The organism is Novosphingobium sp. HR1a (genome assembly GCF_015594425.1).
Taxonomy (GTDB): Bacteria; Pseudomonadota; Alphaproteobacteria; order Sphingomonadales; family Sphingomonadaceae; genus Novosphingobium; species Novosphingobium resinovorum_A.
The window spans coordinates 1-24,182 of record NZ_JABXWS010000069.1 but is presented as its reverse complement, the minus strand read 5'-3'; the positions used below and the strand labels follow the sequence as shown (position 1 = coordinate 24,182).

Here is a 24,182-nt window from a genome sequence, read left to right as displayed (position 1 = left end):
TCCCCACCGTCCTCGCCGCCGCGGCAATCCTGTTGGCCGGGCCGATGCTTGCCCCGGCAGGCGCGGCGGCGCAGCAGCTCTGCGCGGTCGATCTCGACGGCAACGGCGATGCCGCCGACGAAGGCGAGACGGCAAGCTGCCATCTGACCGCGTCCGGAAGCTGGATGTGCCCCATCGGCCAGGCGGCGTGCAGCCCCGACAAGGTCGGCTCGCTGCATTGCCCGCTCGGGGACCAGTATCCTTGCGAAGTCCCTGCGAGCGGCGGGGCGGCTGCGTGCTCCGCCACTGCATGTATCGACGTGAGCACCAACCCCGTGGTCGAGGAGCCCGCCATCGACGATCCGGGCGCCGAGGCCGACGGCGCCGTCGATGGCGATGGAAATTGCCTGGGGACGATCGAGATCTTCTCGGGCCGCGCAGCGCGCTGCCGCCCTGCCGGGCTCAGCACGACATTCCAGAACTGCTGCAAGGACAAGGGCAGGATCGTCAAGGACGGGATGGGTGGTTCGGTCGCCTCGATCTCGACCAAGATCGCGGTCGCCAAGGGCGTCTTCACCGGCATGAAAGCGGCCTATACGGCGTTCAAGGCAGGGGCGACGGCGAGCCAGGCAGCCAGCGCGGGAGCGAACGCGATCATCGTCGGCATCGATCCGACATCGATCGCGATCAGCCTCGCCGTCAATTTCATGATCGAGGTGCTGCTCCAGGGCTGCGACCAGGAGGACATGGAAGTGGGCATGCTGCGCGGCTCGGGGATGTGCCACGAAGTCGGCAGCTACTGCTCCTCGAAGATCCTCGGCGTCTGCGTGCAGAAAGCGAGGGGGCATTGCTGCTTCAACACCAAGCTCGGCCGCATCATCCAGGAACAGGGCCGCCCGCAGCTCAGAAGCTTCAGCGAGAAAGGCTGGGGCACTGCAAAGAAGCCCTATTGCCGCGGCTTCACGCCCGAAGAGTTCCAGGCGCTCGATTTCAGCCGGATGGATCTCTCGGAATACTACGAGGAGATCGAGGCGCGGGCTGAGGCGGAAATCCAGATCGACATGAAGGACAAGATCGATGCCTATATGCAGACGATCGGCCAGTAGGCGCGCCCTGCTGCTGGCGGGACTTGCCCTGGTTGCATCAGGGGCGGACGCACGATCGCCCGCCCCGGGGAAGACCGAAGAGGCCGATGCCCGGGCCCGCATCCAGGCCCAGGGCGATGCCGCGATGGAGCGTGTGAAGCGCGCTGCGGCCAGGGCGAGGACCGCTCCCGTCCCCTCGCCCGTACTGCCGGCAATGCCCGACACGGCACCGCAGCGCCGCGCGTTCGACAAGGTGAACAGGCGCAGGAACGATCCGGCGATGGCGAAGCGCGCCGGCGCCGATGTCGCGGCCGCACGCGAAGCGCTCGCTGCCGAGCGGGAGCGTGCCAGCCGCCGAATCGCGCAGGCGCTGGGACTGGAACAGCCCGAAGCCGTCGCACTTGCCGGCGTGGTCCCATCGACCAGTGCAAAGCGCTGGGTCCCGGTGCTGTTCGTGTCCTCCTCGATGCCGGTCCCGGTGCTGCGCACTTACGCGGGCCAGCTCGAGCGCGCGGGTGGGGTCATGGCGTTCCGGGGAATGCCCGGCGGAATGCGCCAGGTCGCGTCGATGGCGAAGCTGACGGCGGCGATCCTGCGGCGCGATCCCGGCTGCGAAGGCCCTGCCTGCGCGATGCGCGGGGTGCAGGTCATCGTCGATCCGCTGGTGTTTCGCCAGCACGCAGTAGTGCAGGTTCCGGCTCTGGCGATGATCCCGGGCGATCCGACCCTGCCCTATTGCGAGCGCGATGACGCCAGTCCCCGCGCCGCGCATCTCGTCCTGGGCGACGCGGCGCTCACCGGATTGCTCGAGGAATATGGCCGCCTTGGCGGCAAGAAGGAGGTGCGCGATGTTCTCGCTCGTCTGGCGCAGCGCTAAGCGTCTCACCTGCGAATGCATGGACCTGCCGCTGCGCGCCGCGGTGGCGCTCGGCGCCAGCGGTCTTGGCCAGCCCGCGAGGCCAGCGCAGCTCTTCAAGGCCTACGGCATCGTGCTCCCTGTCGGCTTCCTGGCCTGGTGGATCATGCCCCAGGTCACGCTGGTTATGACCCCGTCGATCGATGCCTGGATCGTGCACCGCACGGGCGGAACCATCCGGCGCGGCGACCTGGTATCCTTCGTGCTTTCCGATCCACTCGCCGGTCCGAAGCCGGTCAATGTCACGAAGTACGCGCTGTGCATGCCGGGCGAACCGATTGCGGTGGTGGAAATAGCCCCCGGCACGGTGAAGGCGAAGCGAGCGAACCGGGGCACGAACGCCTGGTACTATTGCGACGGCCGCCTGATGGGCATCAGCAAGCCCGTCGCCCGAAGCGGCAGGCGCCTCAGGCACTGGCTTCCCGACGACCCGCGAATCCCGGAAGGCATGGTCTTCGTCGGGTCGAACCATCCCGACGGCTATGACAGTCGCTACTACGGCCCTGTCGCGATCGAGCGGCTGACGCGCATGGAGAAGCTGCTGTGAAGCGTCTGGCGTTCGCCATGGCAGGCGCGATGACCGCGCTGGCAGGTTCCGCCGATGCGCAGCCGCTCGCCCTGGCAGCAGAGGGCCGCGAGGCGCGCGGGTACTGGTGGTACGAGCTGCCCAAGCCGGCCGAACCGCCGCAGGATGATGCACCGGTCCTGGAAAGGCCGGTGATCCCGCCGATGACCGAACTGGCAAGCTGGACACCGCCCCGGATCGCCAGACTGATCGAACAGCAGCGCGACTACGCCGCGACCGTCCTCACCATCGACGCAGTCGCCGACTTCTGGCGCCTGGAGGATTTCGCGAGGCGCAAGGCGCGCGCCTTCGCCGGCGTCACCCAGCTTGCGCTGCTCACTTACCCCGAACTCAATGCCAAAGCCGCCAACCCGATGGTCGGTGAAGCCCGCGATGCACTGAGGGCGCAACAGGATCAGGTGCGCCGCCAGTACCTACGCGCGAAGGCCGGGGAATTCGCGCTCGTCATGTTCGCCCGCACGTCCTGCGGCTACTGCAGGGTGCAGTGGCCGATCGTCCAGCGCTTCCAGGACGAGATGGGCTGGCAGGTCAGCCTGATGGACCTCGACCGCAGGCCCGAACTCGGGCAACGCTTCGGGGTCAAGATCACGCCGACGACGATGGTCATCCGCCGAAGCAGTCCCCAGCGCATGGTCATCGCGGCGGGAGTCGAGACTTATCCCAATCTTGCGCAGATGGCCTATCAGGCGGTTCGCCTGCTCAGCGGCGACATCCGCCTCGAGCAATGGCTGACCGCTGCGGGCGAGGAGAACGGCTTCTTCGATGCGCTCGCCAATGGCCCGGTCGCGGCAAGCGATCCGCGCGTAGCGTCTCCGGAAAGAGCCGCGCTGGCCGGAGAGCGGCCATGACCGCCATTCCTGCGCCGATACCGGAACGCCCCTCAGGACGGCAGCAGTACCGTTTCGCCCTGGCCTTCGAGCAACGCGATCGCCTTGCGGTCGAACGAGACGAATGTCTCGCCGCCAAGCCATTTGCCCTCGTGCGCGATCGCGCCGTCGCCGAAGTCGCCGCCGGCTTCCAGCATCGCGAGGCCCGCCTCGACCGCGCCGAGATCGGCCTCGACGTTGTCGCCGTTTACGAGAGCACGAATGGTCCGGGCAATGTCCGCCTTCAAGAAACCATAGGCCCGGCCCAGCACCCACACGAACTCGCAGAGCGACGCGATCGGCATGGCAACCAGCGTTGCCTCGGCCAGAAGACGCTGGGCGATCGGCGCCTGCACCGGATCGTCCTCGGTGACGGCCCGGACGAGGATGTTCGTATCGGCGGTGATCTTCACAGTTCGCCGGCCCAGCCCTGCGCGATCACGTCGTTCATCTCGTCGATCGAAACGGGCTTGCGGCCCTCGCGTTTCAGCATGCCGAACGCCTCGGTGATCTTGCCCTTCGGACGGGAGGCCTCGACCTCGAGCCGTCCGTTGGGCAGCTTGTGCACGGTAAGCTTGGCCCCGGCGTGGATACCCAGGTGCTGCAACAGGTCCTTGCGCAAGGTGATCTGCCCCTTGGCGGTTACGGTAAGGGTCGTATCCCTGGCAGGTACGTTGAGAGCGGTCATCGCAGGCTTCCTTTCGATACGCGATAAAGTAATGGCAATATCCATTACGTTCAAGCTGGTTCTTGGCGGAGCGGCCATGACGATGACGCCGCTTACCGCAGAATCGCAGACCGCGCGGGAGCAAGCAGCACGTGGTCAGACAGGCCAAACCCACGCAGGCCAGGCCCACACAGGCCGAGCCGACGCGGGCCGGGTACAGGCGGACAGGATGCAGGCCCTGCGTGCCGCCATCCATCCGGTATCGACGGCTGAAGAGACCCGGGCATGGCTTTCGCGCGTGCCGGTCACGCATGACTTCCCGCCGGATTTCACCAGCATGCTGCGCGGCCAGGCCCCGCTTTACATGATCGAGATCAGCACCGCGCCCGGCTGCGTGCCCTGCGGCGATCTTTGGGCCAGACTTCTGGACTTCAGCCGCCGCTATGGCTGGCAGGTGCGGACCATCGGGCGGCAGGAAGCGATGCTGCGTTCGGGCCGGCTCGGGCTTCCCTGGGTAGGCGATCCCGTTGCCTGGGTCCGCCCGCTTGGCGATCCGGACCGCATGGTGCCGGTCGCGGTGGGCACCGATCACGAAGCGAACATCGCGCGCAACGCCTGGCTTGCCGCCGGAATGCTGTCCGGGGCCCGCGCCGCCGTCGGCGTGCGCGCCATGTCCAAATTCACCGGGATCGTCGGCACGAGGGCGCCGGCATCCTCAAACCCCAGGGGACGCTGAACATGGCGGGGCTGCGTCACCTTCATTGCCAACCGGGAAGCCTGCCATGGGATATGACCTTCGTCGTTTGAGCCTTGCGTTCACGATCCTCGTCGCGGCCTGCGGAGCATCCGCACCGGCCCGGGCGCAAGGCTGGGCCGAGACATGGTTCGACAACGTCACGTATACCTCGCCCGGCAGCTTCGAGGACCAGACCCGCGGCTACGTGACCGCGGGCGGAATGTCGGGCCGGGTCGATGTCCACGACGACTACTTCATGTCGCTGACGCTGCCCAAGGTGAAGGCGGGCTGCGGCGGTATCGACATGTTCCTGGGCGGCATGTCCTTCCTCGATCCGGAATACCTCGTCGAGAAGCTGGAGACGATCCTGCAGGCCGCGCCTGCCGTCGCCTTCCAGTATCTTCTCGAGACGCTCGACGAGAAGATGGGGAACATCATCTCGAAGATGGAAGCGGCGACCAACTACCTCAATTCGATCCAGGTGAACGACTGCCGGCTCGCCAACCGCATGGTGCAGATCGCGAGGGGCGACGACAACATGTCGGGGATCGTCGAGGAGATGACAGGCTACAAGTCGATACGCTCAGGGTATGCCAACAGCTGGCAGCAGAGCCGCGAGAAGCTCCAGGCGAACAAGGGCAACCCGACCGAGGACCTGAAGGACGCGCTCGAGAACTGCCCCGCCGAGGTGACCGAGATCTTCCGCACCGGATCGCTGCTCGCGCACGCCGCCGCGCGCGTCGGTGCGTCCGACTGGGCCGGGGTCATGCGGGCCAGGATCGGCGACGTCTACATGCGCTGGGATGCGAACGACAAGGTGCCGATCTTCTCGGCCATTCCCGCCTGCCCGCACCAGGACACCGAAAGCGCCGACGATTTCCTGACCGGCCGCGTTCCCACCCGCGCCCTCAACATTCCCGCAACGGCCTCCGACTGCTCGGTCAACGGCGCCGGGCGCGGCGCGCTGGTACTGGCGCGCGAGAGGATGGAAGCGGTCGCGGCCAAGATCCGGACCCGCTCCGCTCTCACCACGGAGGAGAAGCAGTTCGTGGCTAACGTGCGGACCCTGCCGGTCTACCGCCTGCTCGAATGGGGCGTCAGGCAAGGTCTCACCGACAGCGTGATCGCCGATACCGACGAACTCGTCGCGCTCACCCTCGCCTACCAGATGCTCAACGATCTTACCCGCTCGATCGACTTCGCTCTCCAGAACGCCGAGCGCGGTGCCACCACGGCGGGCGCCGCCGATACCGAGAACACGAACATGTGCCAGACCCGCATCCTGACCAAGGGTATCGAGCAGCTGCGCGACCTGCGCGACGAGGTGCTGCGCCAGCGTGCGCAGATGCGCCAGTCGTATATGGCAGCAATGAACCAGGCGAACCTGTCGGCAAGCTATGCCGGCGTCGTGCGCCAGCGCGACCGCGACGCGCGCGACGCCGCCGGCGCCAGTGCCGGCCGCAACCGGTGAACCGTATCATGCGCCTCGCCATCCGCACCATGCTCGTCGCACTCACCTCGCTTGCCGCGACGCCGGCCCTGGCGATCGATGCCAGCTATCACACCTGGGACGGCTTTTCCGAAACCGTCGATGCCTTCCATCTGATCGCGATGATATTCGGCGATCCGCGCTACGAGACGCTCGTCGTCATCATCGCGGTGGCCGGCATCGCTACCGGCGCGGTGCTCGCCAGCGTCAGGGGCTCGGGCATGGGCCTCGTCGCCTTCGGCTTCCAGATGCTCGTCGGCATCGGTCTCTTCGCCGGGATGATCGCGACGACCGGCACCGTCCATGTCTACGACCGGGTCCGCAATGCCTACCAGCCGGTGGGCGACGTCCCCAATCTCATCGTGCTGGTCGCGGGCGTCACCAACCTCATGGAGCGGGCTCTTGCCGAAACCATCGACGACAACACCACCGATCCGGGTGCCAAGCTCGAATTCGGGGCCGGCGGGCATGCCTTCGACCTGTTCCTGAACGCGGTCAGTCCCCGCAGCCCGATGGTCGACACGTTCCTCGACGCGACGGTGAAGGATTACGTGCGCCAGTGCTATCCGGTCGCCCGTGTCTCCCCGGCCTACGGCATCGACGACGACCAGCTGTTCCGCACATCGACCGACCTTCCCGCCTCCTTCGCGGCAATGGCCGGCCCGGCGACCTTCTCGACGGTCTATACGGCGAGCGACAAGGCCGGAACGACGATGAGCTGCGAGGCGGCCTGGGCGCATATCGCCGAGCGCCTGTCGGACACGGCGCTGTTCGATGCCTACAGCGACCAGGTCTGCGCAAGAACCGGGTTCGACGTGACCCAGACGAGCCAGCGCGACCGCTGCCGCCAGCAGATCGATGCGCTCGGAGCCATGATGCTCGGCCAGTCGATGAGCCGGCAGAAGTTCCTCGCCAACGTCCTGCTCGGCCAGACCGTCGGCGACGTCCTGTTCGAGGATTCGCCCGCAGCCACCGCGAGGGTGATGGCGAACCGGGCGATCGAGTCCAACGGCCTCGCGACGCTCTCCACCGCCAACGAGTGGATGCCGACGATCCGGGCCTCGGTCTTCGCGATCATGCTCATGATGATGCCGATCGCGCTGCTGTTCATCCTGACGCCCATCAACCTCAGGGTAGCGAGCTTCGCGCTCGGCCTGTTCGTGTTCGTGGCGCTGTGGGGTGTGATCGATGCCGGCATCTACCAGCTTACCCTCGGCCGGGCGATGGACGTGCTGGCCGAGCTGCGCGCGACCAGCGTTGCCGCCGACAGCTGGATCCTGGCGCCCTCGGCGGCGATGAAGGCGCTGGCGATCTTCGGCTCGTTCCGGACTGCGGCGGCAGGACTTGCGGGCGCCTTCGTCTTCACGGTGTTCCGTTTCTCCGGCAACATGTTCACCGCGTTCACCTCGGGCATGCTCGGCGTGCAGGGCCAGGGCAGCATGGCGGCCGCGACGGTGGGCACGAACGAGGGGTACGCCTCCGCGCTCGAAGCCCAGGCCTCGGCCGGCGGCACGCTCGCCCGGCGCGGCGCGTCGTCGGGCTTTGGCGATTTCGGGGAACGCAGCAGCTTCGGTCTCGACCGAGCCTTCGCTTCCGCAGGTTCGGTACTGGGCGAGCACGGTGGCGGCGCTGCCGGAACCGCCGCGTTCGGGCTTGGCAGGACCGATGCGGCGCGCGAACTCGGCGAGCTTTCGCCGGCCCTCACCGGCCGCGATCTCGGCGATCCGGCCACGGCGCGCGCGGTGCGCGCCAATGCCGCCACGTCGGCGATCCATAATTTCGCGCAAGGCGATGCCCTGCGCAAGCTGGGGACGAGCTACTTCGGCGAGGGGCAGTCCGGTGAGCGTGCCTTTGCATCCTTCGCGCAGAACATGGTGCAGTGGAAGGCCTTCGGGGACAGCCAAGCCTACGAGATGATGCAGTCGGGGGCGCAGCGGCATTTCGAGCGCGGCGGCTATGACGCCAGGGACGCGGCGCTCAAGGCCTCGACCGTCATCGCGCAGGCCGGTGCCGACCCGACGTTCGCCAAGCTCACGGCCAATGCCTTCGACCAGGAGCAGATGCTGCGCAACGACCTGACCGCGGCCGAGACGCAGGTCGGCGCCATGGAAGGACGGCGCGATTATGCCGGTGACCGGATTGCCGCCGTCGAGCGAAGCAATGTCGCGACGGAACAGGGACATCGCACCGGCACCAACCAGGGGCAGCGGCAGGCTGCCGCCATGCTCGGCCTTTCCGTCACACAGACCAGCCGCCGCATCGGCTTCATCAACGCGCTCTCGGGCGAAGCCCGGTCGAGCGCGATCACCCAGCTTTCGCGCTCGACCGGGCGTAACGAAGCGCAGGTTCTGCGCGCGCTGGAGACCTACAATGCGGCGGTGCAGGTGGGCACGGCCGATGGTGCGACGGCCGAGGCCGCGCGCGAGGGCACGAGCGTCTATGGCCGCACGCGCGAGGCGGCCGGCTACGATTTTGCCGAGCGGTCCGGCAAGCTCGACGCCCAGCGCGAGGTCGGCCCCGATGGCGTGCGCAGCTCCGCGCAGATCGGCGAGCAGCGGCGGCAGGCGGACAATGCCGGGTTCGCGGAAGGCGCCGGTGCAGCCGGCGTATCCGTGCGCGAAGCCGCGCGCCTCGATTCCTTCATCCGCGCGCTGGCCGGTACAGCGGGAAACCAGCTCGACATGGCGGAAGGCGGCGCGGAAGGCATCGCCGAACGCGCGCGCAACCAGCGCCTGACGCAGATCGTCGATCGGGAACGGCTCACGCGCACCCAGTCCCTGCTGCGCGCCCACGGTGTCGAGATGTCCAGGCGCCAGATCGCGATGGATCAGAACGGCGATGTCAGCCTGAACCTGACGCCCGAGCTTGCCGCGCAGATGTGGCGCGGAGGCCTGATCAACCAGAGCCAGCTCGGCGCCATCGCCAATGGCGGGCATGCCAGGTTCAGCTTCGCGCACAACGATCTGCTCGTGTCCAGCAGCACCGGGTTCAGCCGGTCGGCGCGCAACGACACCAGCACGCGGTTCGAAGCGGGCAAGCAGGCAGGCCCCGACACGATCGAGCATTTCCTGGGCAGCGGCAAGGAGGGACAGGCCGCCATGGCCAACTGGCTGCGCGGCGGGTTCGAGATGGACCGGCAGGGTAACTGGCGGCTGAAGCCGCAGGTCGCCGATACACTGGAGCGCGATGTCACGGCTATCATGGTCCAGACCGGATGGCAGAGGTCGCTGTCGCGGTCGGCGGAGCATTCGACAGCAGATAGCCAAGCAATTTCCGGTGATTTGACAGCATCAGCTACACGCGAAGGCCGCAGCGGGGGCAAAGACAGTAAAGACGGCAATACGAAACAAGACGATAGAGGCGGCACGACAGGCGCGTTGACGGGCAAACTCAGCGCCGACTTTTCAGATCGCGGAATTGCGGCGGTAGCCGCTCAATCATCGATTGACATCGTAAACTATGACGTTCGCGAAGCCATCGCTGCAGCCGAAAAAGAAGCCGCACTATCTGGTCGTCCTGCTGAGACATTTTCCAGGGAACTCAGCGAGCGCGTACTTGGCCATGACGGCCTCCGGAACAGATACCTCCGACAGGCCGATGCTGGTCGTGGGACCGCAGATGCAACCGGACCAGTCATTTCGATGGAACAATCGTCGATTCTCAACTCAGGCAGACTGCTGTTTGATCGTGATGAGGGAATTGCCGACGGAGATCCGACGTTCAAAGAGCGGCGAGACCCATGATCCTAGTCTTTGATCACCCCAATGTGCCGAAGGTGCCGAAGTCCAGAACGCGGATCGCATGGATCGGTGTAGGGATCATTGGCCGGCCGCTGCGAAGGTGGCCCCGGAGTTATCACCCATTCTCCGCATGCGACTTTGGCCTTGAGGAAGCCATAGCCAAGTACTGCGGTCACGGTGACGGGATTGAATACGAAGATCAGCAGCACCATCGTGTTGACGAAATAGATGTTCAGCCGATCGAACGGCATCGTGATCATCAATTCGAGGCTGATCCAGTAGAGCAGCGTCAGGGCCCACGTGATTTTCGCATACCGTGGTCGCCAGAACCAGTCCGCGGCACGAGGCGACGGCGCATTCGCCGCGGGTTCACTATGATCGACATCCTGCATGTGCAGCGCCTTTCCAAGCGGGAAGATAGCACAGCTTCATTCGGCGTGGAAACGGCCAAGCGCGCTCCGGTCCGGGGCAAGCCGGATACGAATCCGGCCAACCGAAAACCGCGCCCCTCCTCTCCCACTTCGCTTCCACGACGCTTTTCCCTAAGATCCCGGATAGCGGTGCGCATCGCTACTGAAGAAATCGCGGTATGAAACGCCGCCGCCCTCCGCCTGCCGGGCAGCCAGAGCTTTCGCCGCAAGCGCATGCCGCCATTCTTCGCCTCGCCCGCCTGCTGGGAAGGCAGATTGCGCGTGAACAGCATCAGGCGCGTCGCGAGCGGAAGAACGCCAAGGACTTGCCCTCCTCCTGATCAATGCCCCGGCACCCGGGTTCACATTCAGTCGAGACTACGACGGGTCGTCAAGCCTCGCATGAAGCCTGCGCAAGCACACGCCCTGCCGGGCTGATACCGATGTCGCCTCTCTCAAACCGAAAAATCCCAGCCGATCGACGCCGGAGAAACCGCGCCGGGCAATTCCGCTGGCTGTTCTGGCAGAGGGAGAGGCAAACGGGGATCCTGGTCGATAGCGGATTTCAAGTGCGGTTCTCACCCAGACCTTACCCACCAGCTTCACCCTTCCCAGTCATCCATCGCCCGGCGGTAGTCTTCCTCGGCGCGCTCGCGCCGAGCTTCGAGTTTACGAAGCTGCTCATCCCGCTTCGCGCGCAACGCATCGCGCTCTTGGCGCAGCTGTTCGATCGCGGCCTCGATCCGGGCGATCGCGGCGGCAGCCCGATCCGACGCCCGCTTCACCGCAGCCTCCGCCCTGGTGAGATTGGCGCGGCTCGGCCTGGGCGTCTTTCGCTTTGTCCGGGCCGGCGCCTCACGATCTTCGGCGGGGTCGGCAGCGGTTTTTGCCGCACGCTTGCGCGTCTGCGCCAACGCAGCGAGATGCTCGGCGCGGCTGCCTCTCGCAACACGGATGACCACACCCGGCCGCGCAAGCGGCGCCTTCGAAAGCCCGGGGTCCGTAACCGCCTCCGCAGCGCCGCTTGCGAAAAGGTCCGTGCCGGCGCCCCACGCCTGCAGGGCGGCCTTTCGGCTCGTAGCCGCCACGTAGGCATCGTCGAAGCCGATCGATGTCCGAAAGACCTTGAAGGGACGCTTCGCCATCCCGCCTCAACGCACGAGGAACCCATCGGCGCCCATGCGCTTTGCGAAGGCCATGAAGATCGCCACTTACAACGTGAACGGCGTCAACGCCCGCTTGCCCGTCCTGCTGCGATGGCTGGAGCTCGCGGAGCCGGACATCGTCTGCCTTCAGGAATTGAAGGCGCCTGACGACAATTTTCCGGAAGGTGCGATCAGGGATGCAGGCTACGAGGCGATCTGGCACGGGCAGAGCCGGTGGAACGGCGTCGCCATCCTGAGCCGCATCGGCGAAATCCATGAGACACGCCGCGGCCTTCCCGGCGATCCTACCGACGAGCAGAGCCGCTACATCGAAGCTGCGGTGGGCGGCGTCCTGATCTGCGGGCTTTACCTGCCGAACGGCAACCCGCGACCCGGACCCACATTCGATTTCAAGCTGCGCTGGTTCGGGCGTCTCCAGGCTCATCTCGCCGCCCTGACCGGGCTCGAGGCACCCGTCGTGTGCCTGGGCGACTTCAACGTCATGCCCACCGATCTGGATGTCCATGCGCCGGAGCGCTGGCGCGAGGACGCGCTCTTCGCGCCTGAAGTCCGGGCCGCCTATGCGCGTCTCCTCGACCAAGGCTGGATCGACGCCGTGCGCGCCCTTCACCCGCGCGAGACCGTTTACACGTTCTGGAAATACTGGCGCGGCGCCTTCGAGCGCAATGCGGGGCTCAGGATCGATCATGCCCTGCTCAATCCGCTCGCAGCGAAACGTCTGCTTGCCGCAGAGGTCGATACGCGTCCGCGGGCCTGGGAAAAGACCAGCGACCATGCGCCGCTCTGGATCGAGCTGTCGGATCGCCGCGCACCAGGAAAACGGACCGGAACATCCCGCAATCATTCCTGAACAGCTGCGGTTTGAACCTTCTGGCAGCCCTTATGGGCATTACTGAGCATACCAGCTTCGAGAAAAATCTTTATCGTTTTCAGTCCATTACTTAGGTCGCCCTTCCCCGCTTCGCCACGAACGACGCCTTGACGAAAATCACGGCAAAAGGGAACATATAGCGAACATATGAGTCGCCTTCCCTGAACCATGATCCCTCAATCCGTGCTCTCCTCCCCTCCGCCGGCCGAGCAGCTTGCCGCGCTCCGCGAACGGATCGCGCATGTCCACGCGGTGCGCGGCCCGGTGCTGCCATTCGGCCTGCCTGAGATCGATACCCGGCTTGCCGGGGGAGGCCTCGATGGATGCGCGCTTCATGAAATAGCCGGCGCCAGCGCCAGCTGGAGTGACGATGCCGCCGCCACACTATTTGCCGCAGGTCTTGCCGCGCGCTTTGCCGAGGGTCCGGGCATGACGGTGCTGTGGGCGCTCAGCCGGTTCGACCTTTATGCGCCCGGCCTCGAACAGGTGGGACTGGCCCCGAACAAGGTTCTCTACGCGCAAGGGAGAAAGGATGCCGAAGTCCTCGCGCTCGCCGAGGATGCATTGCGCGACGGGTCGCTGGCCTGCGTGATCGCCGAGGTAAAGGCGGCCGACCAGACCTCTACCCGCCGACTGCAGCTCGCGGCGACCGACGGGCGGACGCCCATGCTGCTCTACCGGCGGCATCGTACGCGCGAACGAAATCCGCTCGCCCAGCCATCGGCCGCGATGACGCGCTGGAGCGTCGGCACCGCACCTTCGTCCCCTCTGCACCATGCCGGTGTCGGACGCGGGCAGTGGACGATCGAGCTTGTCCGCCAGCGCGGCGGCAATCCCTTCTCTCTTCTCCTTGAGGCCTGCGATGAACAGGGTCGCCTCGCTCTACCTGCCGCAGTTGCCGATCGAGCGCCTGCGCGGGCTGGAGCAGCCATCCGCGCCGCGTAACGCGGCTGCGCCGGCGCCGCGCTTTTCCCCACCCATCGATGACGATCCCGGCGCGTGCTCGGTACCGCGCGGCGGCGGATGGCGACCCGGTGCGCGCTGGGCGCAAAGCGCGCTCGCGGCGACGCCGGGCCAGCCGGATATCGAAGCCCAGTCGGATATCGACGCATTGCCAGCGCATCAGCGCCCGACGATGCGTGAAATGGGTCGGCGCAGCGAAGCTGCCGATCATCCCTTTCGCGCGATGGCGCCCGGCGACGGGGCCGCATCGGTCCCGCGCTCGCTGTCACGGATAACGCACCCGCATGCCGATCCTTTCGCCAAACCCCTGGTCCTGATCGCGCGCAGCGGGCAGCGCGACGTCGTGACCGCCGCCTGCCCTGTCGCGCTTGATCTCGGCTTGCTGCCCGGCATGGCCGCCGCCCATGCACGGGCCCTGGTGACGGACCTCGATGTGCGCGATGCCGACCGGGACGCCGACACGGCGTGGCTTGAACGACTGTCGCTTCACGCCGTCCGCCATTGGACCCCGACGGCCAGCGTTTGCGATACCGACGGCCTGTGGCTCGACCTGACCGGAACCACGCATCTTTTCGGAGGCGAGGATCGCTTCTGTCGGCGGGTGCTGCACTTCCTGCGACGCCTCGGCTTTACCGCGCGCATCGCCATAGCCGGAACGCCGGGCGCCGCACATGCACTGGCCCGTTTCGGAGGCCGCGCCGTGACTATCCTGCCGGCGCGCAGCGAGGCGCAGGCGATCGCCGACCTTCCGCTGGCCGCCCTGCGCCTTTCGCCCGACGCGCTGACGACCGCGAGCCGGTTCGGTCTCGAGCGGATTGCCGACCTCTACGCCATGCCGCGCGGTCCGCTCGCCAAGCGGCTTGGACTGAAGACGGTAGAGCGGCTCGACCAGGCGCGAGGCCTCGTTGCCGAGCCGATCGTTCCGATGGTTCCATTCGAGGCACCTCGCGCCGAGCGACGGCTGCTTGAGCCGATTATCACGGCGGACGCCATCAACCAGGTCATTGGCGACCTTCTCGGCGACCTGGCCTCTGACCTTCAGGCGCGGCGGCTCGGCCTGCGCACGGCGGTGCTCACCTGCGAGCGGGTGGATGGCGTGGATCAGCGAATCGCCATCGGCACCGCGCGCGTCACCCGCGACGCCAGGCATCTGGCGCGCATGTTCGCGATGCGCGTCGAGCGGATCGACCCGGGGCTCGGCATCGAGGTGATGACGCTTGCCGCGCCGCGCGTCGAGGACCTGCAGCCGGTCGCGCTCGGGTGCGGCCTCCTGGACACCCAGCGCGCGCCAGATATCGCGCCGCTCGTCGATCAATTGTCGGGCCGGGCCGGCGAAGAGGCCCTGTTCCGGGTGAGCGCGATCGAAAGCGATGTGCCCGAGCGCGCGGTTCGCCGCACCCCGCCGCTTGCGGCGACGACTGGCTGGCCTGCCTGGCGCCGGCCGGTTCGCCTGCTGCATCGGCCTGAAATGCTCACCAACGTGGTCGCCCTGCTACCCGATCATCCTCCGCGTCGCTTCTCATGGCGCGGCACGCCATACCGGGTGTCGGCTGGGGAAGGGCCCGAGCGCATCCATGGCGAATGGTGGCGCTGCTCCCGCGAAATGTGGGCTGTGCGCGACTATTTCATGGTCGAGACTGAAGGCGGAGAGCGCTTCTGGCTATTCCGGCGCGGAGATGGCGTCGATGCACCGACCGGCGATCTCACCTGGTATCTCCATGGTGTGTTCGGTTGATGGCGACCTACGTCGAACTGCAGGTCACCAGCCACTTCTCGTTCCTGCGCGGTGCTTCGGCTCCCGAGGAACTGTTCACAGCGGCCGCCACGTTTGGCCACACCGCGCTTGGCCTTGCCGATCATAACACGGTGGCCGGGATCGTGCGCGGATGGGCCGGGCAGAAGGAGACGGGCGTACGCATGATCGCGGGCTCGCGCATCGATCTGGCCGATGGCCGCGCGATGCTGCTCTACCCCACCGATCTTCCCGCCTGGTCGCGCCTTACGCGCCTGCTTTCGCTGGGCAAGGGCCGCGGCGGCAAGGGCAAGTGCATCCTTACATGGAATGACATAGCCGAGAGTTGCGAAGGGCTGGTCGCTATCCTGCTTCCGGACATGCCGGACGCACGGACCGCGGCCTACTTCCAGGACCTGCGCGCCGTGTTCGGCGATCGCGGGTACTGCGCACTGTCGCTGCGCCGCCGACCAGGCGACCAAGGGCGACTCCACGGCCTCGATGCCCTTGCCCGCAAGGCCGGCATCCGCTGCGTCGCGACTGGCGACGTGCTTTACCATCAACCCGAACTGCGCCCGCTGCAGGACGTGATGACCGCCATCCGCGAGAAGACGACGATCGATGCCCTCGGCTTCAGGCGCGAGAGGTTCATGGACCGCAATCTCAAGTCGCCGCAAGAAATGGAGCGCCGCTTCGCCGCCTTCCCCGATGCCATCCAGGCCAGCGCCGACATCGCCGCGCAGTGCCGGTTCGATCTGGGCGAAATCCAGTACCAGTATCCCTACGAGGAGGTGATGGCCGGCCGCACCGCGCAGCAGGCACTGGCCGCCCTGACCGAGGAAGCGGCGGCGCGCATGTTTCCGCAAGGGCTGGGCGAGGCCTACCGCAAGCAGATCGACCACGAACTGCGGCTGATCGAACGGCTCGGCTATGCGCCGTATTTTCTGACGGTCCACGCGATCGTCGCCGAAAGCCGGCGGCGCGGCATCCTGTGCCAGGGACGCGGCTCGGCCGCCAACAGCTGCGTGTGCTTCGTGCTGGGCATCACCTCGATCGATCCGATCAAACACGAACTCCTGTTCGAGCGTTTCGTCTCGGGCGAGCGCAAGGAGCCGCCCGACATCGACGTCGATTTCGAGCACGAGCGGCGCGAGGAGATCATCCAGTGGATTTATGACACCTACGGCCGCCATCGCTCGGCGCTGACCGCCGTCGTCACCCGCTACCGCACGCGAGGCGCGGTCGCCGAGGTTGGCAAGGCGCTGGGGCTGCCGCGCGATCTCACCAAGATGCTCACCGGCCTCGTGTGGGGCTGGTCGATAGACGGGATCAGCAACGAACAGATCGAAAGTCTCAATCTCAACGCCGACGACCATCGCCTGCGCCTGACCCTGGAATTGTCACGCCAGCTGATCGGGACACCTCGGCATCTTTCGCAGCACCCCGGCGGCTTCGTGCTGACGCAGGAACGGCTCGACGACCTCGTTCCGATCGAGCCGGCGCGCATGGAGGATCGCCAGATCATCGAGTGGGACAAGGACGACATCGATGCGCTGAAATTCATGAAAGTCGATGTGCTGGGCCTCGGAATGCTCGGCTGCATGAACCGCGCCTTCCATTTGCTCGAGACCCACAAGGGCATCCGGGTAGGAATGGCCGACCTGCAGGATGACGACCCGGACGTCTACGCAATGATCCAGAAAGCCGACACGCTGGGCGTGTTCCAGATCGAGAGCCGCGCGCAGATGTCAATGCTGCCGCGCATCAAGCCCGACAAATTCTACGACCTCGTCATCGAGGTCGCGATCGTGCGGCCGGGCCCAATTCAGGGCGACATGGTCCATCCATACCTGCGGCGGCGCGAAGGCAAGGAGACCCCCGAGTATCCGAAGGCCGAGCTGCGCGCGGTGCTGGAAAAGACACTCGGCGTGCCGCTGTTCCAGGAGCAGGCAATGAAGGTCGCGATCGTCGGCGCCGGCTTCACGCCGGTCGAAGCCGACCAGCTGCGCCGCGCCATGGCAACTTTCAAGCTGACCGGCGGGGTCAGCCACTTCTACGACAAGCTGGTGGGCGGCATGGTCGCGCGCGGCTACCCCAAGGACTTCGCCGAGCGTACCTTCAAGCAGATCGAGGGCTTCGGATCCTACGGTTTTCCAGAAAGCCATGCGGCCTCTTTCGCCAAGATCGCCTATGCCAGCTGCTGGATGAAGCATCATCATCCCGACGTGTTCTGTGCCGCCCTGCTCAACGCCCAGCCGATGGGCTTCTATGCGCCCGCGCAGATCGTGCGCGATGCGAGGGCGCACGGCGTCGAGGTGCGTCCCGTCGCGATCAACCACAGCCACTGGGACTGTTCGCTCGAACCCGGCCGCGGCAAATACCTCGCAGTCCGACTGGGTTTTCGCCAGGTGCGCGGCCTCGCCAACGTCCATGGCGCCGCGATCGTCGCCGCACGCGGCCCCGCCCCGTTCGGAACCATCGAGGAGGTGTGGCGCCGCGCCGGGGTGCCGCGCGCGGCGATCGAGCGGCTTGCCGAGGCCGATGCCTTTTCCGGCATCGCGCAAGATCGCCGGCAGGGCGTTTGGAAGGTGAAAGGTCTAGGGGACGCGCCGCTCCCGCTCTTCGCGGCGGCCGACGAGCGCGAAGCGCGTTTCAGGCCGGAGAATGTAGAACAGGACGTGATCTTGCGGGCGATGAGCGAGGGCCGTGAAGTAGTCGAGGATTATCGCTCGCTACAGATGTCGCTTCGCGGGCACCCGCTCCAGTTCCTGCGCTCGCAGCTCGATGCCATGCGCATCGTGCGCTGCGCCGATCTCGGCGCGATCCGCGATGGCCGCAACATCGAGGTTGCCGGGGTAATCCTCGTGCGCCAGCGGCCCGGATCGGCCAAGGGCGTGCTGTTCGTGACGATCGAGGACGAGACCGGCATCGCCAACGGCATCCTGTGGCCGAACAAGTTCGAGATCTACCGCCGGCAGATCATGTCCGCCTCGATGATCGCAATGCGCGGCCGCCTGCAAAAGGAGGGCGAGATCATCCACGTGATTTGCGACCGCATCATCAACCACGACGACATGCTCCGCTCGATTGCCCACAGCGACTTCTCCGTGACGCCAGGACGCGGTGACGGCGCCAGTAACGGCGGTGGTCCCGATCCACGCGATCCATCTTGGCCTCGCGGCAGGACGCTGGGCTCGCCAGGCTACGGGCCGGGCAAGTATCCGGATGATCTCGTGCCGATCCGCAGTCACGATTTTCACTGATCGACCTTTCGCGTTTCGCCCGGGCAGATCGGGCGCGTCATTTTCCCGGCCCTTCCTGCGCACGCTTTCCCCGGCAGCACGCCGCGACTATCAGGCTGGCGATGACGTCTTTCGCTTCCTACGCCTTGTCCGAAGCTGCCCGCACTCTCGAAGGCCATCCGGACTATCGGGTGCTTCGGCGCCTGCTTCCAGTAGACCGGCTATATGCAGGGCCGCCGCACGGGAAGACGCGCATTGGTCTCGCCCTCGACGTCGAAACGACAGGTCTCGACCGGGAAACCGACAAGATCATCGAACTCGCCGTCCAGCGCTTTCGCTTCGATGAGCTCGGCCGGATTGTACAGGTCGGCACACCCCGGCTCTGGCGCGAGGATCCGCAGCAGCCACTTGATCGCAGGATCACCCGTCTCACCGGCCTGTCCGACGAGGCCCTCGCGGGTCAGGCGATCGACGAGGCGGAAGCTAACGACATTCTGGCATCTGCCGACCTCATCGTCGCACACAACGCTGCCTTCGACCGACCTTTCGTCGATCGGCGGCTACCGACAATCGCGGGGCGCGCCTGGGCCTGTTCGATGGCGGAGATCGACTGGCTGGACCTCGGCTTCGACGGGAAGGCCCTGGGATACCTGGTTTCGCAGTGCGGATGGTTCTTCGAGGGGCACCGCGCCGAGAATGACATCCTCGCGCTGATCTACCTCCTTGGCCATGCTGCACCTGATGGTGATACCATCATGGCCAAGCTTCTCGCCCATTCACAGCGGCCAAGCTTTCGCGTGAACGCGGTGGATGCCCCATTCGAAGGCAAGGATGCGCTCAAGGCACGGGGCTATCGCTGGGACCCGGCGATGCGCTTCTGGTGGAAGACCATTCCCGAGGAAGACATGGATGCCGAACGGTTGTGGCTGCTGGCGGACATCTATACCGGTCACGGCGAGCCGGCATTCCATCCCCTATCCGCTTGCGAACGATATCGATAAGGACGGCGGGCCCGAACCATCGTTGAATGGGGTTTCAAGCGTCGCCTCCTGCTCTATGGAACGCTCATGCGCAAACTGATCCTGCTCGCCCTTTCGCTCGCCCTCGCCACGCCTGCCCATGCCTGGGGGCCGATCGGGCACCGCATCACAGGTGCCATCGCCGACGAGAACCTGAGCGGCCTCGCCCGCGCGAATGTCCGGCTACTGCTCGGCACTGAAGACCTTGCCGAGGCAGCGACCTGGCCAGACGACATGAAGTCCAATCCCGACACCTTCTGGCAGAAGCAGGCCAGCCCCTGGCACTACGTCACCGTGAAGGGTGACGAGTACAAGGCAACCGATGCCCCGGCAGAGGGCGACGCGATGACGGCGCTTTCACGCTTCACCGCCACGCTGCGTGATCCCAGGGCGTCGCTGGAAGACAAGCGCCTTGCGCTGCGTTTCATCGTCCACATCATCGGCGATCTGCACCAGCCACTTCACGATGGAGCAGGCGATGATCGCGGTGGCAATGCGGTGTCGGTCACCTGGTTCGGCAAGCCGAGCAACCTGCACTCGGTCTGGGATTCGGGTCTGATCGAACAGCGTTCGCTTTCCTACTCCGAATACGCCAGCTGGCTGTCACGCTCGATCAGGCCGGAGGACGTGATTGCCTGGAACGAGCGCGATCCCGCCGTATGGATCCGTGAGAGCATCGCCCTGCGCAAGACAATCTATCCGACCGACCCGGCACTGTCCTGGGACTATGCGTACCAACACCGGACTGAGGTCGACGAACGTCTCAAGCGCGGCGGCGTGCGCATAGCGGCTTACCTGAACTGGGTGTTCGAAGCAGCACCGCCGGCGTCGAGCGCTGCGAGGCGTCGAGGCTAAGGAGCCGCCCGACCGGTTATAGCATCTCGAGAGGTCGGCGCCTGGTTGGTGCCGGGAAGTGGCGCTCGAGCAGGGCAATCGCGTCTTCGGTGAGTTCAAGGTCCATGGCAGCGCGGTTGTCGCGCATGTGCGCGAGTGACGCGGCCTTTGGTATCGCGAGGACTCCGGGACGGCGCAGCAGCCACGCCAGTGCAACTTGTGCCGCCGAAACGCCGTGCTCCGACGCGATCCAGCCCAACACCTTATGTCCCAGTAGCCGACCCTGCTCGACCGGGCTGTAGGCCATGACCGGGATTGAACGCTGGTCAAGCCACGGGATCAGATCGTACTCCGGCCCTCGGCGGGTCAGATTATAGAGAATCTGGTTGGTCATGCAGGCAAAGCCTTCGACCTTCTCAAGCTCGACCATGTCGTCGGTGTCGAGATTACTCACGCCCCAGCGCGCAATCAGCCCCGATGCGACAAGTGCCTCCATGGCCTCGACCGTCTCCGCCAACGGCACGCTACCGCGCCAATGGAGCAGGTAGAGGTCCAGATGGTCAGTACGCAGCCGCTGGCAGCTCGCTTCACAGGCCTGGCGAAGACGCGTCCGCGATGCATTCTGCGGATAAGCCTTGCTTACCAGGAACACTTCGTCGCGGCGGCCGGCGATGGCTTCGCCGACCAGACGCTCGGCTTCACCATCCGCATACATCTCGGCCGTGTCGATCAGCGTCAGGCCAAGATCAAGGCCTGCCTGCAACGCTGCGATCTCCTGCTGCCGCTTATCCGCATGCTCGCCCATCATCCACGTACCCTGACCAAGCGAGGGCACAGTCGTTCCGTCCGGAAATGTTATCATCTTCATGCACAGTCGAACGTCTGACATCTGATCAGGTTCTATCGCTAACCGCGCGTTACCTTGGCGGGTGTGCAAAGGCAGTGGAAAGCTCTGACCTTATACGACGAGCGCCCTGGTGCCTGCCATCCCGAAAACCCGGGTCGGTTGCCAGACCGGAAACGCCGGCTATTTTAAAGGTGGGAGGATAGCGATCATCTGCAACCTGTATCGCCTGACGACGCCCACCAGTGCCATAGCGAGCCTGTTCGGCGCGACCACGGGATCCGCGCCTAACGTGGCGGACGAAATCTATCCCGGATATGCCGGGCTGGTCGTCGCCGATGGAATTGTCCAGGCAATGACCTGGGGCTTTCCCCGCAAGATGAAGAGCAAGCGGACCGGCCTGCCTATCAAGCCAAGAACGGTGAACAACGCCCGCGACGACAGGCTGGCAACGCCCTTCTGGCGCGAGAGCTTCATAAACCGGCGCTGCCTGATTCCAGTCAGTGCCTGGGCCGAGGCCCAAGGTGAGGCAGGGCACATGACGCGAACCTGGTATGGAGTGCCGGGCGATATACCTTTCGCGGTCGCGGGTATCTGGCGACCAACTGAAGAGTGTGGCAACGCGTACTCGATGGTTATGGTCAATAGCTGCATGCTCATGGCCGACGTTCACGATCGAATGCCCACTATCCTGCGGCCCGAGGACTGGAACGTCTGGCTCCACTCCGATCCCGATGACGCTTTCGCCCTATGTCGGATCTGGAGCGGCCAACTGACAGTGGATATGACGCTCGAACCATGGGCAAAGCCCCGTCAAAGCAAGCCCTCCACACCAACTCTATTATGACGTCCCGCCGCCGCAACTGTATTTTCTGAATCGATCTTAAACTGCGACGCTCTCGACGATCTTTACTCCGGGCGGAAAAGGCTTCTTTCGAAGTTCTCAGGTATCATTTCCTGGGCTTTGAAGTGAGGCGGCGCGCCCTCACGTCGCGCGCCGCCATGCGACATTCAGGCGTTCAACTTGTCTTTCACAGCCTTGGCGGGCGTAAATGCCAACTTGCGGGCTGCCTTGATCGTCATCGGCTCGCCGGTTGCCGGATTGCGCCCCTCACGCTCGGAGGTGTCCTTGACCTTGAATTTGCCGAAGCCGTTGAGGGAGATTTCTTCGCCCTTTGCCGCCGCATCGGCGACTGCGAGGAAAACGGCATCGACGATCTTGCGCGCATCAGCCTTGGTGATGCCGGCGTCGGTGGCAATGGCGTCTGCGAGATCACTGTTGTTCATAAGCATTTTTCCTGTCGAAGAAGCTACGAGGGAGCGGCCCCATAGCGATAGCATTCGATCGCGTCACGTCCGCATCGACAGACGAGACTGTCGTGACGGTCAACTCCCAAGCGGGCGTCAGCCGGCATCGGGTTCAGGTAGCCTTCGGGCGAGCCATGCGCTTGGGTTTGCCTGCCCGAGCAGGCGTTTTGACTTTGGCTGCTTCACCCATCTTGTCCGCCGTAAGCTCCGTCTCGGGAGCCCCAGGGGTGCTTTCCTTGTTCGCGGCGCCGCCCTTGCCAAACAGACCAATCTTGCCGCGCCGCTTCGGGGATGCCGGTGCCGGAATATCTGCGGCTACGTTCGCCGGAGGCTCAACGGGCGCGGACGCAACAGCCGGCGTTTCCGCGTTCTGCTTCCCAGACTTGGCTACCGCTGCAGGTTCAGCGGCCTTTGTCTTTCTGCCCGGCGCACGCTTGCGGGCTGAAGCCGTCGTTGTCGGCTCGGCTGCAGGGTCCGTTGCTGTTTTCGTCTTGAGTTCAGGCGACGACAACGGCTTGGATTTGCGCTGCCGCACTTTCAGTGCCTTGGGCGTATCTGCCGACGCAGCACCGTCGGCGGGCGCCGTGGCTGCGGGATGCTCTTCCCCTACGGTCCCTGACGGTTTGATGATGGGCGAACGCTGTTTCTTGGCGGTACGTCCTATAGTCTGAGACGTATCGGCGGTTGCCGATACCGGCATAGTGTCGCTTGCTACAGCAGATGCAGGTGCCTTCGTTTCACTGACCGGTACATCTGTAACTGCTACCGGCTCATCAACCGCCGCCTGCTTCCGGCTCCCCAGACCAATCTTCTCCGCGATGGCACGCCGCTTTGCCGTGAAATCCGGAGCCACCATCGGATAGCTTGCGGGCAGGTTGTAGCGCTCCCGATATGCTTCCGGCGTCAGACCATGTGATGCCAGGTGACGCTTCAGCGTCTTGTAAGGCTTGCCATCGATCAGGCTGAGCAGATGTTCGGACGATGCCTGGCTCTTGCGGACAGAAACAGCAGGCGTGTAGGTCGGCGCCTCCTCGGTTACCGGCTCGACGGCAGCGTCATCGGTCAACGCCGCTTTCGTCGAACGAATAAGCCCCGACAGGTCCTCGGATGCGACCGTGTTGTTCGCGAGATAAGCGCTCAACAATTGCACCGTGAGAGCGGCAATGTCCGTAGTCTTTTCGGTATCAGGCATGTGCGATCGAGCTCCCAGGCAGTTCTGTGACCATCTACAAATGGCGAGACGACCTTACTGCGGCCACCATACAACCCAATGCAAGGATAAAAGCTGCGACGTCATGCCATTATCGCCGCCTTGCTCTGACCGTCACGCTTGATGCGCGAAGCTGATGCGGCATTGCAGTCGTTGCACTTGGCGTTCCGGACAGAGAGCATCATATGCCGCCCTGCCTTTCAGGCATCCTCTCCCAAAACTCTACGAGCCGGCCCTTGGGTCGGCTTTTCTTTTTGTTCGCCCCCTGACAGCCAATCACGTACTCAAATTCAGGCCGAAGGTGTCCTCCTATCGCCGACTGATAGCGGCGGCATCGAAACTGACTTCGCAGAGCGAATGAAACTGATTCAACGTTGCACTGGGGACTCGGTGACGCCCCGTTGATTATTGAGGCGACAGGGTGTGGGGTGTCTGCTGCGCGCCTATCCAAGCCGTCTAATGAGAAAACTGGCGCGCCCATGAGCGGGCAGTCCGCTTATGACCGGTCCTGGGACTTGT

At 65.2% G+C, this 24,182-nt stretch carries 21 protein-coding genes; 14 read left to right on the top strand and 7 right to left on the bottom strand.

Translation table 11 applies throughout. The features are described from left to right. The first annotated feature begins 44 nt into the window (after positions 1 to 44). Genes traN through HWN72_RS19335 form a run of 4 tightly spaced genes read left to right on the top strand, consistent with a single transcriptional unit; the run spans position 45 to position 3,414 of the window. Positions 45 to 1,085, top strand: coding sequence for a conjugal transfer protein TraN (gene traN, locus HWN72_RS19350; protein WP_375154531.1), 1,041 nt, complete (start codon positions 45 to 47; stop codon positions 1,083 to 1,085). Then, the gene (locus tag HWN72_RS19345; protein ID WP_248006141.1) at positions 1,057 to 1,941 is read left to right on the top strand and encodes a type-F conjugative transfer system pilin assembly protein TrbC; all 885 of its coding nucleotides are present in this window, start codon (positions 1,057 to 1,059) and stop codon (positions 1,939 to 1,941) included. The genes traN and HWN72_RS19345 overlap by 29 nt, the downstream gene beginning before the upstream one ends. Further along, complete coding sequence (locus HWN72_RS19340) at positions 1,913 to 2,527, top strand: S26 family signal peptidase (protein WP_211151023.1); 615 nt, start codon at positions 1,913 to 1,915, stop codon at positions 2,525 to 2,527. Before HWN72_RS19345 ends, HWN72_RS19340 begins: the two co-directional genes overlap by 29 nt. Next, positions 2,524 to 3,414: a conjugal transfer protein TraF gene (locus HWN72_RS19335; protein WP_375154530.1), complete on the top strand. Its 891-nt coding sequence runs from the start codon at positions 2,524 to 2,526 to the stop codon at positions 3,412 to 3,414. The genes HWN72_RS19340 and HWN72_RS19335 overlap by 4 nt, the downstream gene beginning before the upstream one ends. Positions 3,415 to 3,446: 32 nt before the next feature. On the opposite strand, the gene HWN72_RS19330 is transcribed toward HWN72_RS19335, so the two are convergent. Beyond that, positions 3,447 to 3,845 (bottom strand): type II toxin-antitoxin system VapC family toxin, encoded by a 399-nt coding sequence (locus tag HWN72_RS19330; RefSeq protein ID WP_211151022.1) that lies wholly within the window; start codon positions 3,843 to 3,845, stop codon positions 3,447 to 3,449. Then, positions 3,842 to 4,120, bottom strand: a complete 279-nt coding sequence (locus HWN72_RS19325) for an AbrB/MazE/SpoVT family DNA-binding domain-containing protein (RefSeq protein WP_211151021.1) — start codon at positions 4,118 to 4,120, stop codon at positions 3,842 to 3,844. Before HWN72_RS19325 ends, HWN72_RS19330 begins: the two co-directional genes overlap by 4 nt. A 31-nt stretch (positions 4,121 to 4,151) precedes the next feature. Here HWN72_RS19325 and HWN72_RS19320 point away from each other — a divergent pair, with 31 nt between their 5' ends. The 3 genes from HWN72_RS19320 to HWN72_RS19310 are packed head-to-tail and all read left to right on the top strand — an operon-like array spanning position 4,152 to position 10,067. Beyond that, positions 4,152 to 4,835 carry a hypothetical protein gene (locus HWN72_RS19320; protein ID WP_248006140.1) on the top strand — a complete coding sequence of 228 codons (684 nt, stop codon included), beginning with the start codon at positions 4,152 to 4,154 and terminating at the stop codon, positions 4,833 to 4,835. A 46-nt stretch (positions 4,836 to 4,881) separates the two neighbouring features. Continuing rightward, complete coding sequence (locus tag HWN72_RS19315; protein WP_211151020.1) at positions 4,882 to 6,306, top strand: conjugal transfer protein TraH; 1,425 nt, start codon at positions 4,882 to 4,884, stop codon at positions 6,304 to 6,306. Between the two features lie 8 nt (positions 6,307 to 6,314). Continuing rightward, positions 6,315 to 10,067 (top strand): conjugal transfer protein TraG N-terminal domain-containing protein, encoded by a 3,753-nt coding sequence (locus tag HWN72_RS19310; protein ID WP_211151062.1) that lies wholly within the window; start codon positions 6,315 to 6,317, stop codon positions 10,065 to 10,067. A gap of 2 nt (positions 10,068 to 10,069) precedes the next feature. On the opposite strand, the gene HWN72_RS19305 is transcribed toward HWN72_RS19310, so the two are convergent. Further along, positions 10,070 to 10,456 carry a hypothetical protein gene (locus tag HWN72_RS19305; protein WP_211151019.1) on the bottom strand — a complete coding sequence of 129 codons (387 nt, stop codon included), beginning with the start codon at positions 10,454 to 10,456 and terminating at the stop codon, positions 10,070 to 10,072. 620 nt (positions 10,457 to 11,076) lie between these two features. Then, a complete protein-coding gene (locus tag HWN72_RS19300; RefSeq protein ID WP_211151018.1) occupies positions 11,077 to 11,619 on the bottom strand; it encodes a hypothetical protein in 543 nt (180 codons plus the stop codon). 52 nt (positions 11,620 to 11,671) lie between these two features. On the opposite strand from HWN72_RS19300, the gene xth reads away from it, so the two are divergent. The 6 genes from xth to HWN72_RS19270 all read left to right on the top strand — a co-directional run bounded on the left by xth (position 11,672) and on the right by HWN72_RS19270 (position 20,322). Then, a complete protein-coding gene (xth, locus tag HWN72_RS19295; RefSeq protein ID WP_211151017.1) occupies positions 11,672 to 12,490 on the top strand; it encodes an exodeoxyribonuclease III in 819 nt (272 codons plus the stop codon). A 189-nt stretch (positions 12,491 to 12,679) separates the two neighbouring features. Then, on the top strand, positions 12,680 to 13,456 hold the full coding sequence (locus tag HWN72_RS19290) for an ImuA family protein (RefSeq protein WP_211151016.1): 777 nt from the start codon (positions 12,680 to 12,682) through the stop codon (positions 13,454 to 13,456). Beyond that, positions 13,407 to 15,209: a DUF6504 family protein gene (locus HWN72_RS19285; RefSeq protein ID WP_309141577.1), complete on the top strand. Its 1,803-nt coding sequence runs from the start codon at positions 13,407 to 13,409 to the stop codon at positions 15,207 to 15,209. Before HWN72_RS19290 ends, HWN72_RS19285 begins: the two co-directional genes overlap by 50 nt. Beyond that, positions 15,209 to 18,469, top strand: coding sequence for an error-prone DNA polymerase (locus HWN72_RS19280; RefSeq protein ID WP_211151015.1), 3,261 nt, complete (start codon positions 15,209 to 15,211; stop codon positions 18,467 to 18,469). The genes HWN72_RS19285 and HWN72_RS19280 overlap by 1 nt, the downstream gene beginning before the upstream one ends. A 101-nt stretch (positions 18,470 to 18,570) precedes the next feature. After that, positions 18,571 to 19,449 carry a 3'-5' exonuclease gene (locus HWN72_RS19275; RefSeq protein ID WP_211151014.1) on the top strand — a complete coding sequence of 293 codons (879 nt, stop codon included), beginning with the start codon at positions 18,571 to 18,573 and terminating at the stop codon, positions 19,447 to 19,449. Positions 19,450 to 19,515: 66 nt separating this feature from the next. After that, entirely contained in the window at positions 19,516 to 20,322 is an 807-nt protein-coding gene (locus HWN72_RS19270) for a S1/P1 nuclease (protein ID WP_211151013.1), read from the top strand. A 16-nt stretch (positions 20,323 to 20,338) separates the two neighbouring features. Here HWN72_RS19270 and HWN72_RS19265 read toward each other — a convergent pair whose 3' ends face one another. Then, entirely contained in the window at positions 20,339 to 21,169 is an 831-nt protein-coding gene (locus HWN72_RS19265) for an aldo/keto reductase (RefSeq protein ID WP_211151012.1), read from the bottom strand. A gap of 109 nt (positions 21,170 to 21,278) precedes the next feature. On the opposite strand from HWN72_RS19265, the gene HWN72_RS19260 reads away from it, so the two are divergent. Next, positions 21,279 to 21,992, top strand: a complete 714-nt coding sequence (locus tag HWN72_RS19260; RefSeq protein ID WP_375154529.1) for an SOS response-associated peptidase — start codon at positions 21,279 to 21,281, stop codon at positions 21,990 to 21,992. A 164-nt stretch (positions 21,993 to 22,156) separates the two neighbouring features. Here the strand turns inward: HWN72_RS19260 and HWN72_RS19255 are convergent, their stop codons facing one another. Continuing rightward, positions 22,157 to 22,486, bottom strand: coding sequence for an HU family DNA-binding protein (locus HWN72_RS19255; protein WP_211151011.1), 330 nt, complete (start codon positions 22,484 to 22,486; stop codon positions 22,157 to 22,159). A gap of 79 nt (positions 22,487 to 22,565) precedes the next feature. Continuing rightward, positions 22,566 to 23,645, bottom strand: coding sequence for a MucR family transcriptional regulator (locus HWN72_RS19250; protein ID WP_211151010.1), 1,080 nt, complete (start codon positions 23,643 to 23,645; stop codon positions 22,566 to 22,568). Between the last annotated feature and the right edge of the window lie 537 nt (positions 23,646 to 24,182).

Bases quoted from the DNA above. Each gene is read 5' to 3' on its own strand.
- HWN72_RS19265 (WP_211151012.1), bottom strand. From the start codon at position 21,169: ATGAAGATGATAACATTTCCGGACGGAACGACTGTGCCCTCGCTTGGT.
- HWN72_RS19270 (WP_211151013.1), top strand. From the start codon at position 19,516: ATGCGCAAACTGATCCTGCTCGCCCTTTCGCTCGCCCTCGCCACGCCT.
- HWN72_RS19255 (WP_211151011.1), bottom strand. From the start codon at position 22,486: ATGCTATCGCTATGGGGCCGCTCCCTCGTAGCTTCTTCGACAGGAAAA.
- HWN72_RS19290 (WP_211151016.1), top strand. From the start codon at position 12,680: ATGATCCCTCAATCCGTGCTCTCCTCCCCTCCGCCGGCCGAGCAGCTT.
- HWN72_RS19340 (WP_211151023.1), top strand. From the start codon at position 1,913: ATGTTCTCGCTCGTCTGGCGCAGCGCTAAGCGTCTCACCTGCGAATGC.
- HWN72_RS19325 (WP_211151021.1), bottom strand. From the start codon at position 4,120: ATGACCGCTCTCAACGTACCTGCCAGGGATACGACCCTTACCGTAACC.
- HWN72_RS19320 (WP_248006140.1), top strand. From the start codon at position 4,152: ATGGCAATATCCATTACGTTCAAGCTGGTTCTTGGCGGAGCGGCCATG.
- xth (WP_211151017.1), top strand. From the start codon at position 11,672: ATGAAGATCGCCACTTACAACGTGAACGGCGTCAACGCCCGCTTGCCC.
- HWN72_RS19275 (WP_211151014.1), top strand. From the start codon at position 18,571: ATGACGTCTTTCGCTTCCTACGCCTTGTCCGAAGCTGCCCGCACTCTC.
- HWN72_RS19315 (WP_211151020.1), top strand. From the start codon at position 4,882: ATGGGATATGACCTTCGTCGTTTGAGCCTTGCGTTCACGATCCTCGTC.
- HWN72_RS19300 (WP_211151018.1), bottom strand. From the start codon at position 11,619: ATGGCGAAGCGTCCCTTCAAGGTCTTTCGGACATCGATCGGCTTCGAC.
- traN (WP_375154531.1), top strand. From the start codon at position 45: ATGCTTGCCCCGGCAGGCGCGGCGGCGCAGCAGCTCTGCGCGGTCGAT.
- HWN72_RS19310 (WP_211151062.1), top strand. From the start codon at position 6,315: ATGCGCCTCGCCATCCGCACCATGCTCGTCGCACTCACCTCGCTTGCC.
- HWN72_RS19280 (WP_211151015.1), top strand. From the start codon at position 15,209: ATGGCGACCTACGTCGAACTGCAGGTCACCAGCCACTTCTCGTTCCTG.
- HWN72_RS19305 (WP_211151019.1), bottom strand. From the start codon at position 10,456: ATGCAGGATGTCGATCATAGTGAACCCGCGGCGAATGCGCCGTCGCCT.
- HWN72_RS19250 (WP_211151010.1), bottom strand. From the start codon at position 23,645: ATGCCTGATACCGAAAAGACTACGGACATTGCCGCTCTCACGGTGCAA.
- HWN72_RS19345 (WP_248006141.1), top strand. From the start codon at position 1,057: ATGCCTATATGCAGACGATCGGCCAGTAGGCGCGCCCTGCTGCTGGCG.